Here is a 12889-nt window from a genome sequence, read left to right as displayed (position 1 = left end):
TATGCGCGGGCGCTGACGCCCGCAGGAGAGCCACGATGCCGAACGACGACACCAGGAACTTGCGCGTCAGCCACGACAGCCTGTCGCGTTTCCTGGGCGGCTCGCCGCTGGCGGTTGCGTTTCGCCTCATCCTGCTATCGACGCTGGTCGGGGTAATGCTCGCGGCGATCGGCTTCGACCCCTGGAATATCGTGCAAAGCATTCGCCTGCTGGTCGAACGGGTCTGGAATCTCGGCTTCGATGCGATCAACGGATTGTGGCGCTACTTCGTGCTCGGCGCCGTCATCGTGATCCCGATCTGGCTGTTGTCGCGCTTGTTCGGCGCGCCACGCGGGCGGTAGAGCATTTCCCGGTGAAGTGGAAAAACCGGTTCACCGTAAGGAAATGCGATCACTCAACAGTTTGAGCATGATCCCGAAAAGTGGAAACCGGTTTTCGGATAAGATCATGCTCAATCAAAAGGATAAGGCGAGAGCGTTTCGAGCGAAGCATGTCCTCGGGCTTGACCCGAGGATGGGTAGCGGTTCGCGTGAAGAAAACGCGTCAATTCAAAATCATAGAGCCTCGCTCCTGATTCCATCAGAAGCGAAAAGGCTTTAGCCCGGCCAGTCTTCCGCCGTAATTGTCGCGGCGTCCGCGCCGACGATGTCCGACAGCGAGTCGTGTCCCGTCCGCAGCAGCGTGGACATCAGATCGCGCTTGATGTCGTCGACCAATCCGAGTCCCTTGTAGACCAGCGACGAATAAAGCTGGATCAGGGTAGCGCCGGCGCGAATCTTGGTCAGTGCGGCGCCACCGGAGTCGATGCCGCCGACCCCTACAAGCGGGAACGCGCCCTCGGTGCGCACATAGGTCTCCGCCACCATCCGGGTCGACAGCCGGAACAGCGGTCGTCCCGACAGCCCGCCCTGTTCTTTCGCACGCGATTGATCGCGCAGGGTTGATGGCCGCGCCAATGTCGTGTTGCCGACGATCATGCCGTCGATACGGCGCGAGCGTGCGATGTGAACGACGTCGTCGAGTTCTGCCAGTGTCAGGTCGGGTGCGATCTTGAGCAGCACCGGCGTGTCGCCGGCATTCTGACGGACCCGCTCGCGGGCGTCGATCACCTTCGCCAGCAGTTCGTCGAGCGCCGCCGCCTGCTGCAGGTTGCGCAGGCCCGGCGTATTGGGCGACGACACGTTGACGGTGAAGTAGCTCGCCACCGGCGCGAAGATTTCGATCAGTCTGACATAGTCGGCGACGCGATTGCCCGAGTCCTTGTTGGCGCCGACGTTGACGCCGATGATGCCGCCGGAATGCGCACGGGCCGCCAGCCGGCGCAGCACGACGTGGGCGCCGTCGTTGTTGAATCCCATGCGGTTGATCACGCCCTCGTCGCGTTCGAGCCGGAACACACGCGGGCGCGGATTGCCGGGCTGCGGCCTCGGCGTCACCGAACCGATCTCGACAAAGCCGAATCCCAGTTTCAGCAGCGCGTCCGGGACTTCGGCGCTCTTGTCAAAGCCGGCGGCCATGCCGATCGGGTTGGGAAAATTCAAACCGAAGGCGCGCACCGCGAGTTTCGGATCATCGGCGCGCTGGCGTATCGGCGGCAGCAGCCGCAATCCCTGCAACGCCATGCGATGCGCGTCCTCGGGATCGAGCCAGCGCAACAGCGGCAACGAGAAATTGTCGAAGGCGCGGATCACGGCGCAAGCTCCGGGATGTCGTGGTAACCGTCCGCTCGTGCGCGCATGTCCAGCACCGCCGTGACATGGCTGAGATGGAGTTCGCCATAGAGATGGGGAAACAGTTCGCCGCCGCGCGATACCTCCCAGCGCAGCGCCTCACCGAGTGCATCGGCATCGATCGCGATCAGGAGCAGATCGGTCTGGCCAACGAAGTGCTTGCGGGCCGTGCCTTCGAGCTGAGACGCGGTGGAAAAATGAATGAACCCGTCGCGCAAATCGTCGGCACTGCCGCGAAAAACGCCGTGCCGCTCGGCCTCCCGCCAGGCCGAAGCAGGACAGATTTTGTAGATCGTGCGCACGTGTGCCCCGAGCCCGTCATTGCGCCCCCAAGATACTGAAAAGCGCATGATTATGTGTCCACTCGCTTAAATTGCAGCGGATCATGCGTGACCGTATCGGGGGCCCGGTCACACTTCAAGAGCCGCGTTTTATCTGTCCGGTGCATTGCAGGCTCGCGTCGGTTGAGGTAATAATTCCTAGTCTTTGACAGAATTCACCGCCCCGGGGAGCGGACATCAGGACGCGCCACATGGCCATGCTGACACACGCCCAGATCTGGATGGCGCTGGATCGTCTCGCGGAGCGCTCCGGCCTGTCGCCATCGGGCCTCGCGAGAAAAGCCGGGCTCGACCCGACCACCTTCAACAAATCGAAACGCATCACCGGCGACGGCCGCGAGCGCTGGCCTTCCACCGAGTCGGTCGCGAAAGCGCTCGCGGCTACCGATACCGCGATCGACACCTTCGTGCAGTTCATCGAGGATACGGCGCGTGCCGCGCAGGCGGTGCCGCTGCTCGGTTTTGCCGAGGCCGGCGCCGGCGGGTATTTCGACGACGGCGGCTTTCCTGTCGGCAAGGGCTGGGACGAGGTGGGTCTTCCCTCCGTCCACGATGAGCACGCCTATGCGCTAGAGATATCCGGCGACTCGATGAAGCCCGCCTATCGCGACGGCGACGTCATCGTGGTCTCGCCGGGGACGCCGATCCGGCGCGGCGACCGCGTGGTGGTCAAGACCCGCGACGGCGAGGTGATGGTGAAGGAACTCAAGCGCCGAACCGCGAAGATGATCGAACTGCAATCGCTCAATCCGAATCACGTCAACCGCACGCTGGCCGCCACCGACGTGGAATGGATCGCTCGGATCGTGTGGGCGAGCCAGTGATCCTCTGTCCTCCGCGCTATAGCGGTTCATGTTTGACGGAAATATCTCGATTATCCGTCATTGCCGGGCTTGACCCGGCAATCTATCAGTCTTTCGAAGAAGATGGATGCGCGGGTCGAGCCCGCGCACGACGCCAGAGTACGGAATGATTCCGTCTCAAATTAAAAGGATCAGAGTCTGGTTCGGACTCTGAAGCGGGAAGAACGATGTGCTGCTTCAATCGATCTACGCCACGGCGCCGTCCTTCTTGTTCTGACGATTCTTGACGAGGTCGGTGACGACGCCGGGATCGGCCAGCGTCGTGGTGTCGCCGAGGCTGGACGGCTCGTCCTCGGCAATCTTGCGCAGGATGCGGCGCATGATCTTGCCGGAGCGGGTTTTCGGCAGGCCCGGCGCGAACTGGATCAGGTCGGGCGACGCGATCGGGCCGATGTCCTTGCGCACCCAGGCGACCAGTTCCTTGCGCAGCGTCTCGCTCGGCTCCACGCCCTGCATCAGGGTCACGTAAGCGTAGATGCCCTGGCCCTTGATGTTATGGGGATAGCCGACCACGGCGGCCTCCGACACGCTCTCATGTGCCACCAGCGAGCTTTCGACTTCCGCCGTGCCCATGCGGTGGCCGGAGACGTTGATGACGTCATCGACGCGGCCGGTGATCCAGTAGTAGCCGTCGGCGTCGCGGCGGCAGCCGTCACCGGAGAAGTACTTGCCTTTGTAGGAGGAGAAGTAGGTCTGCTCGAAGCGGGCGTGATCGCCATAGACCGTGCGCACCTGGGCCGGCCACGACCGCGCGATACACAGATTGCCGCTGCATTCGCCTTCCAGCACCTTGCCGTCGGCATCGACGATCTCGGGCACGATTCCGAAGAACGGCTTGGTCGCGGAGCCGGGCTTCTGCGCGATCGCGCCCGGCAGCGGCGAAATCATGATGCCGCCGGTCTCGGTCTGCCACCAGGTATCGACCACCGGGCAGCGGCTGTCGCCGACCACGCGGTAATACCATTCCCAGGCTTCCGGATTGATCGGCTCGCCGACCGAACCAAGCAGGCGTAGGCTTGCGCGCGAGGTTTTCTTCACCGGATCGTCGCCCGCCTGCATCAAGGCGCGGATCGCGGTCGGCGCGGTGTAGAAGATGTTGACCTTGTGCTTGTCGATTACATTCCAGAACCGCGAATTGTCCGGATAGTTCGGCACGCCCTCGAACATCATCGTGGTCGCGCCGTTGCACAGCGGCCCGTAGAGAATGTAGCTGTGGCCGGTGACCCAGCCGACGTCCGCGGTGCACCAGTAGATGTCGCCGTCGTGATAGTCGAACACGTACTGGTGCGTCATCGACACGAAGATCAGATAGCCTGCGGTGGTGTGCAGCACGCCCTTGGGCTGTCCGGTCGAGCCCGAGGTGTAGAGGATGAACAGCGGGTCTTCCGCGTTCATCGGCTCGCACGGGCATTCGCTTTCGACCACGGCCGCTGCCTCGTGATACCAGACATCACGCGTCGGGTTCATGTTGACCTTGCCGCCGGTTCGCTTGACGACGATTACCCAGTCGACCTCGCCGTTGACCTTCTCGATCGCGGTATCGACGTTGGCCTTCATTGCGATGGTGCGGCCGCCGCGCAGGCCCTCGTCGGAAGTGATGACGACGCGGGATTTGCAATCGCGCAGGCGTCCGGCGATGGAATCGGGCGAGAAGCCGCCGAACACCACCGAGTGGATCGCGCCGATCCGCGCGCAGGCGAGGATCGCGTAGGCCGCTTCCGGAATCATCGGCAGGTAGATGGTGACGCGATCGCCCTTCTTGACGTTGCGCAGCCGCAGGATGTTGGCCATCTTGCAGACTTCGTCGTGCAGTTCGCGATAGGTGATGTGCTTCGACTGCGAGGGATCGTCGCCTTCCCAGATGATCGCGGTCTGGTCGCCGCGCTTTTCCAGATGCCGGTCGATGCAATTGTAGGCGGCGTTGAGCACACCGTCCTCGAACCATTTGATCGACACCTTGCCGAGTTCGAACGAGGTGTTCTCGACCTTGGTGAAGGGCTTGATCCAGTCGACCCGCTTGGCTGCCTCGGACCAGAATCCGTTCGGGTCCTTGATCGAGCGCGCATACATCTCGCGATATTTGGCGTCGTCGACCCAGGCCCGCTTGGCCCAATCCGCGCTTACGTCATAAATCTTGTCGGACATTGTTTTTGCTCCACCGCAGGACCCGCGTTCGCAACAGAGCCGGGTCCGTCTTCACCGTTGCGACAATTATGCGTCGCGACGCGGTACGGCGACAAGCCGTCAGCACTAGATTCTGATTTAACGGCATTAAACCAGAATCCGGCCGCACCCTTTTGATTGAGCATGATCGGATCCGAAAACCGGTTTCCACTTTTCGGGATCATGCTCCAGAACCCTGGTCGGACGGTCGTGCTGCTGCGCGTCTGGTAACATATAACCATACCGCGGCCGAAATTCGAGGTTGTTCGGGCTCATTTTGGCCGATTCTATCGTTGTGCCACTGGAAACTCGCTTGCGGCACCTCGTCATCGCGCTCGAGTCGCGAATTCTCGCCTTTACTTTCCAAAAGTGGATTGCCGGGATCAGGTCCGGCGGCGACTGGCGCCCCCTTATAGTCCTCCCATCTTGCAGACCATTTTCCATTCCGCCGGCGTCACCGGCTGCACCGAGAGGCGCGAATATTTAACCAGCGCCATCTCGGTCAGGCGCTTGTCGGCCTTGACGGCGGTGATCGTCACCGGCGTCTTCAGCGGCTTGTCCGCCTTGATGTCGACGCAGACGAACCTGCCGGTCTTGTCGGTGGGGTCGGGATAGGCCTCGCGAATGATTTCGGCGATGCCGACGATCTCCTTGCCCTCATTGGAATGATAGAAGAAGGCCTGGTCGCCTTTTTTCATGGCGACGAGGTTCTGCCGCGCGGTGAAGTTGCGCACGCCGGTCCAGGCCTCGCCCTTGGCGCCTTTCGCCATCTGCTGCTGCCACGACCACGCCGAAGGCTCCGATTTCACCAGCCAGTACGCCATCGCTATCCCTCCGCCCGGAACGGCCGCGTCAGCAGATTGTCGATGGCCGTCTCGATCGTCAATCGGCCGGCGAGAATGGCCGCGACCGCGTTTGCGACGGGCATCTCGACACCATTCGCCGCCGCCAGTTCGAGCAGCGCCGGCGCGGTGAACGCGCCTTCGCTGAGTTTGCCGCGCGGCGCGCTTTCGCCACGCCCGAGCGCAATGCCGAGCGAGAAATTGCGCGACTGCGGGCTCGAACAGGTGAGGATGAGATCGCCGAGGCCGGACAGACCGGAAAGCGTCTCGCTGCGCGCGCCGCAGGCAAGTCCAAGACGGACCAGTTCGCTGAATCCGCGCGTGGTCAGCGCGGCCTGCGCCGATGCGCCGAGTTGTTTGCCGACCACGATTCCGGCCGCGATCGCGAGGACGTTTTTCGCGGCGCCGCCGATCTCGACCCCGCGCAGATCGGTGGTGTGATAGGGACGGAAGGCGGCCGAGCCCAGCGCATGGACCAGCGCGACCGCCATCGCTTCATTTTTCGCCGCCAGCGTCACCGCGGTCGGCAGCCCCCGCGCCACGTCGTCGGCAAAACTCGGTCCGGACAAGATCGCGGGCACAGTTTGGGGCGCGGCCTCTTCGATCACCTCGGTCATGAAGCGCCTGGTGCCGTGCTCGATGCCCTTGGCGCTGGCGATGACGGGCGTCCCGGCTGCGAGATGGGGGGCCAATGCGGCGACCGCCATGCGCGAATTTTGGGCGGGGACCGCGATCACGACGATATCGGCGCGGCCGGCAGCGGCGATGTCGTGCGTCACGACGATGCTGCGGTCGAGGGGGATGCCGGGCAGTCGCGGATTGTCCCGCGTTGCCGAGATCGCCGCGGCCGTCGCCGCATCGCGCGCATACAGCATCACCTCGCGTCCCGCGCGCGCGGCGACGCCGGCCAGCGCCGTGCCCCAGGCTCCGGCGCCGATCACGCAAACGCGGTTGAGAGGTTTCATCGCGACAACGCCTTCAAAATCCGGCGCGGGTCTTGGCGAAGCCCGCGGGGGCGTGAGCGTTGGCGTCGAGCAGCCAGCGGGCGCGCGGAGGAGCCTCGAGGGTGTCGGTCAATCCGGCCGCCAGCCGTTCGGCGCCGGCCCATGCGATCATGGCGCCATTATCGGTGCACAAGGCCGGCGGCGGGATGATGAGCGTGGTCTGTGCCTTGGCGGCAACGCCCTCGAGCGCGCCGCGGATCGCCTGGTTGGCGGCGACGCCGCCGGCGGCGACCAGCGCGCGCGGCGTACCAAATCGCTCCTGAAACAGTCTGAGGCCGACACTGAGCCGATCCGCGGTCGCCTCCAGCACCGCGGCCTGAAACCCGGCGCAGAGGTCGTTGATGTCCTGCGGCTCCAGCGGGTCGATGCGGGCGGCCTCGTTGCGCACCGCCGTTTTCAGGCCGGAGAGCGAGAAGTTGGCGTCGGGACGGCCGAGCATCGGCCGCGGAAAATTAAATCGCGTGGCATCGCCATCAGCCGCGGCGCGCTCGACCTCCGGGCCGCCGGGGTAAGGCAGGCCGAGCATCTTCGCCACCTTGTCGAAGGCTTCGCCCATGGCATCGTCGACCGTGGTGCCGAGCCGGACATAGTTGCCGACGCCGAGTACCGCGACGATCTGGGTATGGCCGCCGGAGGCGAGGAACAGGCAGTAGGGAAATTCCAGCGCGCTGGTCAACCGCGGCGTCAGCGCGTGGGCTTCGAGATGATTGACCGCGATCAGCGGCGTGCGATGCACCAGTGCGATCGCCTTGGCCGTGGTCAGCCCCACGATCACACCGCCGATCAGGCCCGGTCCGGCGGCGGCCGCGACCCCGGACAGCCGGGAAAAACCGACGCTCGATTGCTTCATCGCGCTGGCGACGATGCCGTCGAGCATATCGACATGGGCACGCGCCGCGATTTCCGGGACGACGCCGCCGTAGGGGGCATGTTCTCCGGTCTGGGATCGCACGATATTGGAGAGAATCAAGGCGCCGCCGTCCGCCCGGCGCTCGACCACGGCGGCTGCGGTTTCATCGCAGGTGGTCTCGATCCCTAGCACCAGCATCGGCGTGTCGTACCTAGATATAGGCCCTTGCGTTATCGGGCAAACCAGCGTTTCCCTCTCTTCACGGCGTAGCATTATGAGGTCTTGGCGTGCAATCCTCCGGTGAAACAGACATTCTGGCGACGATAGGCACCCGGGGTAGCGCGCTGGCGCTGGCGCAGGCCAATGAGGTGCGGGACCGGCTGGCGCGAGCGCATCAGGTGGCGCCCGAGCGGATCGCCATCAAGACCATCCGGACCTCGGGCGATGCCATTCAGGACCGGCCGCTGTTCGATGTCGGCGGCAAGGGACTTTTTACCAAGGAGATCGAGGAAGCCCTGTTGGCCGGCAGCATCGACTTCGCGGTGCATTCGTCCAAGGACGTGCCGACGTTTCTGCCCGATGCCACCTGGCTGCCGGCGTTTCTGCCACGCGAGGACGTGCGCGACGTCTTCATCAGTCCGCGCGCCGCGTCATTGAACGATCTACCGGCGGGCTCGATCGTCGGGACCGCGTCGCTGCGGCGGCAGGCCATGGTGCTGCGGCTGCGCCCGGATCTGAAAGTGAGCGTCATCCGTGGCAATGTCGAGACGCGCCTGCGCAAGCTCGTAGCGGGGGAGGCCGACGCCACGCTGCTGGCGCTGGCCGGCCTGAACCGCCTCGGCTTGCAGGACAGGGCGACGCGCATTCTCGAGACCGACGAATTCCTGCCGGCGGTCGGGCAGGGCGCCATCGCGATCGAATCGCGGCGTGACGACGACCGCATCAACGCGTTCGTAAAGGCGATCGGCGATTCTGATACGGAAGTGGCTTTGAGCGCCGAGCGAAGCTTTCTGGCGCTGCTCGACGGCTCCTGCCGCACGCCGATCGGCGGCCATTGTCGCGTCAACGGCGACCGCATTCATTTCCGCGGCCTCATTATTTCTCCCGACGGCACGCAGTCCTACGAGACCACGCGCGAAGGCGCGCGCGCGGATGCCGCCGCGCTTGGTGCGGACGCGGCGCATGAATTGCGCGAGCGCGCAGGCGAGAAATTCTTCACGCTGTTCGCCGGAGCCTGAGGCGTGGCGGTTCTCGTCACGCGACCTGAACCGGACAATGAAGCCACCGCCGCCGTCCTGCGGGCGAGGGGGCTTGAGGTTCTGTTGTCGCCGGTGTTGCGCTTCGAGGCGGTCGCTTTCGAAATCGATCCGGATGCGCGCTATGGCGCCGTCGTCGTGACCAGCGGCAACGCGTTGCGCGCGCTCGCCGCCCATCCGGCTCGAGAGTCGCTGCTGAAGCTGGCGGTGTTCGCGGTGGGCCGGCACACCGCGGAGGCCGCGCGCCAGGCCGGATTTCAGGATGTGGTCGCGGCAGGCGGAGATGCGGTGGCATTGCGCGAACTCATTATAAAGAGTGCTCGCGCGAAACCCCTGGCGAAGGGGGCGAGGATTCTTTATCTCGCAGCGGCCGATCGCTCATGCGATCTCGCCGGAGAGCTCGGAGCGCGCGGTTTGGCTGTCGTGACGGCGACGTGTTACCGGATGGCGCCGGTGGCGATCCTGTCGCGCGAGGTCTGTGATGCGTTTGCCGCGCACCGGATATCGGCGGTGCTGCACTATTCGCGACGCAGCGCCCGGGCGTTCCTGGACGCCGTCCGCACCGGGGGCGTCGAGATATCGGCTTTGGCGGTCCCGCAATGTTGCATCTCCGGCACCGTGGCCTCGATTCTGCGAGACGCCGGCGCTCCCCATGTGGTAATGGCGCGCGCGCCGGCCGAAAATGCGGTATTGGAGGCGCTGGATTGTGCGTTGCGGCCGCTATCGCGGTAAGCCGCTATCGCGGTAACTAGTGCGTTACGGCCGTTATCGCGGTAATAGGGAGATGGGTCTCGATCTGATACTGATGTGTCGCCGCAATGGGGAACCGTGACGATGGCAGACGACAGGCACGATGACGTGTCGCAGGAGGGGAGCTCGCAAAAGCATTCGCTTCCCACGGACATTGAAACGACTGGAGCTTCCGCGTCAGCGGATCATGCCGGTCCCGGGGACGCGGGCTGGCAGGACCTCTCGTCTCCCGCAGACCTCGAAGCCAACCGAATTTCCGGGACGGCGGATGATGCCGGTTCAGGGGATGCGGACGGAGCGGCTGACGATCGACAGCCCATCGGCGAGCAGCCGGCTCCTCCGCGCGCACCGTCCCGCGCTTTGTCGGCCGTGATCGCCGCGGTCGCCGGTGCGGTCGCCGCCGGGCTCGTTGTTGGCGGCACGTGGCTGACGGGCTGGCCGCCGTTATCCTCCGCACCCTCTGCTGCGCCGCAAGCGCAAGTCAGTGCGGCGGAATTTGGCGCTCTTTCGAATCGGGTAGCCAGTGTCGAGTCGAGGGCCAGCAAGCCGGCTGCTCCGGCGCCCGATCCGGCCGCCGCGGCGCGTATCGGTGCTCTGGAAAAATCCGTTGCATCCTTGCGCGGCGAACTGGCAACCGTTCGCGGTCAATCCGACAAGTTGGCTGCGGCCTTGAAGGACGGAGCATCCGTGCCGCATGGCGCCGAGCAGGCGTCTGACCTTGCGGCCATCAGCGCGCGGCTCGCCCAAGTCGAGCACCAGGTCGAGCAGACGACGCAAACCCTGACCGCCGAGGCAACCAAGCATGGCGCTGCTCCGGCCGACGACGTGCCGCTTCGCCGGGCCGTGGCGGCGACGCTGCTGAACGTGTCGGTGCGCCACGGGCAGCCTTATGGCGATCTGCTGGCGGCATCGAAGGCCCTGGTTGCCGACCCCGACGCGTTGAAGCCGCTGGAGACGTTCGCGGACTCGGGCGTGCCGAGCGCGACCGTGCTGTCTCACGAACTGCTTGCGATCGTGCCAAAGCTCGCGCCGGCACCGGCACCGGTCCTGGCGACGACCGGCAGCAGCCTCGTGGACCGGTTGCAGGAGGGCGCCGCGCGTCTGGTGCGTATCGAACGCATCGATGCTTCACCCGCGGATTCCACCGGCGCCGTGGTTGCGCGCATCACGGCATCGGCAAAGCAAAACGATGTTGCTGCCGCGAAGGCGGAATTGAACGCGCTTCCTCCAGCCGATCGCACTGCCGCCGAGCCCTGGATCGCCAAGGCCGACGCATACGATGCCGCTCTTGCCGCGTCGCGTCAGTTCGCAGCCGACGCGATGGCGGCGCTGACCAAACCAGCGCCATAGGTTTCAGATGTTTCGCATCATCCTGTTCCTCGTTCTAATCGCGCTCGCGGCATTGGGCGCCACCTGGGTTGCCGATCAGACCGGCACGATCGTGATGTCGTGGGATGTCTGGCGAATCGAGACCACGCTACCGGCTTTCGCACTTGGGTTGGGCCTGCTTGTCGTTGCCACCCTGCTGGTGTGGAGCATCGTGCGGGGTCTGTGGCAAGCACCGAGACGCATCCGGCGTGCGCGCCGGGAGCGTCGGAGCAGGCGCGGCCGGGACGCGATTACCCGTGGCCTGCTTGCGATCGGTCACGGCGACGCCGCGGCCGCACGGACGCATGCCAAGGTTGCCCGGCGTCTGGTGTCGCACGAGCCGTTGGCGCTGCTATTGCACGCGCAGTCCGCGCAGCTCGACGGCGATGCGGACCGCGCGCAGCGTGCGTTCCGCGCCATGGCAGAGCGAGCGGATACGCGGTTATTGGGCTTGCGCGGGCTTTTCATCGAAGCCCAGCGGGCCGACGATCCGCAGGCTGCGGTGGCGATCGCCGAGGAAGCGCTGAAGGTATCGCCGTCCTCGATATGGGCCTCGCAAGCCGCGCTGGGCTTTCGCTGCGCCAGGGGCGACTGGACCGGCGCACTCGCCATCCTCGAGAAAAACGTCGCGTCGGGTCTGATCGACAAGGCGCTGTACCGCCGTCAGCGCGGCGTGCTGTTGACCGCGCGGGCGCTGGAGCTTGAAAAGTCGGATCGCGATGCGTCGCGCAATACGGTGATGGAGGCGGTGAAGTACGCACCGACGCTGATTCCGGCCGTGGTGCTTGCGAGCAAGTATCTGAGCGAAGCGAATCAGATGCGGCGTGCGATGCGGATCATCGAGACCGCGTGGCTGGCACAGCCGCATCCTGATCTCGCCGACGCCTACGCTCATGTCATGCCCGGCGATTCGGCGCGGGAGCGGCTGGCGCGTGTCGAGACGCTGGCGGAAAATGCGTCCGGTCATCCGGAAAGCGTGATGGCGATTGCGCGCGCGGCGATCGATGCCAGCGAATTCGCCCGGGCGCGCGAGGTGCTGGAGCCGCTGATCGCAGCGCCGACGCAACGCGTTGCGATGCTGATGGCCGAAATCGAGCACAACGAGCACGGCGACAGCGGCCGCGCCCGCGCCTGGACGCTGCGTGCCGTGCGTGCCCTGCACGATCCGGTCTGGACCGCGGATGGCTACGTGTCGGACCACTGGCGTCCGGTTTCGCCGGTGACCGGCCGGCTTGACGCGTTTCAGTGGCAGGCCCCGCTGGCGGCGCTGCCTTCGAGCAGGCCCGCCTTGGTCGAGGCGGAGTTTTCGGACCAGATCGCGGGCGATGCGCCGCGTTTCGAAGCGCTGCCCGCAGCATCCCAGTCCGCCGCTCAGGACGGTGCAACGGTTGCGGTCGAATCGTCATCGTCCGAAACTGTCGCCGCGTCGGCCGAGGCCGCGACATCGCCGACCTTTCGCACGCAATCGGACCCGAACAAGGCCGAGGCCGCATCCGACATCCCTGCCGTGATCGCGATCGTTCGCGCTCCCGACGATCCGGGCGTGGATGACAGCCCCCAAGATGATGGATTTGCTGAAGAAACCTCCCAGGTCGCGCGCCAGGCCGGTGGGTTGCGCGGGTTGCTGTCGCGCCGGGGAAGCTGACGGCGACCGGGCGGCGATATATGCCGGCGGCGCGGCGGCGGGTTCTTGCAAAGGGGGACGGTGCCCGATATCAGAGG

12 protein-coding genes are annotated in these 12889 nt (G+C 65.2%); 6 read left to right on the top strand and 6 right to left on the bottom strand.

Annotated features, from left to right (window positions below; translation table 11 throughout):
* Positions 1–35: 35 nt before the first annotated feature.
* Positions 36–341: a DUF6460 domain-containing protein gene (locus V4R08_RS09480; RefSeq protein WP_335579126.1), complete on the top strand. Its 306-nt coding sequence runs from the start codon at positions 36–38 to the stop codon at positions 339–341.
* Positions 342–596: 255 nt separating this feature from the next.
* Here the strand turns inward: V4R08_RS09480 and V4R08_RS09475 are convergent, their stop codons facing one another.
* Together V4R08_RS09475 and V4R08_RS09470 are read right to left on the bottom strand one after the other, a co-directional pair.
* Positions 597–1691, bottom strand: a complete 1095-nt coding sequence (locus V4R08_RS09475) for a quinone-dependent dihydroorotate dehydrogenase (RefSeq protein ID WP_335579125.1) — start codon at positions 1689–1691, stop codon at positions 597–599.
* Positions 1688–2032, bottom strand: coding sequence for a DUF952 domain-containing protein (locus V4R08_RS09470; protein ID WP_335580228.1), 345 nt, complete (start codon positions 2030–2032; stop codon positions 1688–1690). The genes V4R08_RS09475 and V4R08_RS09470 overlap by 4 nt, the downstream gene beginning before the upstream one ends.
* Before the next feature lie 236 nt (positions 2033–2268).
* On the opposite strand from V4R08_RS09470, the gene V4R08_RS09465 reads away from it, so the two are divergent.
* Entirely contained in the window at positions 2269–2895 is a 627-nt protein-coding gene (locus V4R08_RS09465) for a S24 family peptidase (protein WP_335580227.1), read from the top strand.
* Positions 2896–3120: 225 nt separating this feature from the next.
* On the opposite strand, the gene acs is transcribed toward V4R08_RS09465, so the two are convergent.
* From acs to tsaD, 4 genes are all read right to left on the bottom strand, one after another.
* Complete coding sequence (gene acs / locus V4R08_RS09460) at positions 3121–5079, bottom strand: acetate--CoA ligase (protein WP_335579124.1); 1959 nt, start codon at positions 5077–5079, stop codon at positions 3121–3123.
* Positions 5080–5507: 428 nt separating this feature from the next.
* Positions 5508–5921 (bottom strand): EVE domain-containing protein, encoded by a 414-nt coding sequence (locus V4R08_RS09455; protein ID WP_335579123.1) that lies wholly within the window; start codon positions 5919–5921, stop codon positions 5508–5510.
* A 2-nt stretch (positions 5922–5923) separates the two neighbouring features.
* The gene (locus V4R08_RS09450) at positions 5924–6904 is read right to left on the bottom strand and encodes an NAD(P)H-dependent glycerol-3-phosphate dehydrogenase (RefSeq protein ID WP_335579122.1); all 981 of its coding nucleotides are present in this window, start codon (positions 6902–6904) and stop codon (positions 5924–5926) included.
* Positions 6905–6917: 13 nt separating this feature from the next.
* On the bottom strand, positions 6918–7991 hold the full coding sequence (gene tsaD / locus V4R08_RS09445; protein ID WP_335579121.1) for a tRNA (adenosine(37)-N6)-threonylcarbamoyltransferase complex transferase subunit TsaD: 1074 nt from the start codon (positions 7989–7991) through the stop codon (positions 6918–6920).
* An 89-nt stretch (positions 7992–8080) separates the two neighbouring features.
* On the opposite strand from tsaD, the gene hemC reads away from it, so the two are divergent.
* The 4 genes from hemC to V4R08_RS09425 all read left to right on the top strand — a co-directional run bounded on the left by hemC (position 8081) and on the right by V4R08_RS09425 (position 12812).
* Complete coding sequence (hemC, locus tag V4R08_RS09440; RefSeq protein WP_335579120.1) at positions 8081–9031, top strand: hydroxymethylbilane synthase; 951 nt, start codon at positions 8081–8083, stop codon at positions 9029–9031.
* Between the two features lie 3 nt (positions 9032–9034).
* Positions 9035–9781: a uroporphyrinogen-III synthase gene (locus V4R08_RS09435; protein ID WP_335579119.1), complete on the top strand. Its 747-nt coding sequence runs from the start codon at positions 9035–9037 to the stop codon at positions 9779–9781.
* A 387-nt stretch (positions 9782–10168) separates the two neighbouring features.
* Positions 10169–11149: a COG4223 family protein gene (locus V4R08_RS09430; RefSeq protein ID WP_335579118.1), complete on the top strand. Its 981-nt coding sequence runs from the start codon at positions 10169–10171 to the stop codon at positions 11147–11149.
* 7 nt (positions 11150–11156) lie between these two features.
* Positions 11157–12812, top strand: a complete 1656-nt coding sequence (locus V4R08_RS09425) for a heme biosynthesis HemY N-terminal domain-containing protein (protein WP_335579117.1) — start codon at positions 11157–11159, stop codon at positions 12810–12812.
* The last annotated feature ends 77 nt before the right edge of the window (positions 12813–12889 follow it).

The sequence above is a fragment of the Nitrobacter sp. NHB1 genome (genome assembly GCF_036964665.1).
Classification (GTDB): domain Bacteria; phylum Pseudomonadota; class Alphaproteobacteria; order Rhizobiales; family Xanthobacteraceae; genus Nitrobacter.
This window is presented reverse-complemented; position numbering and strand designations above follow the sequence as displayed.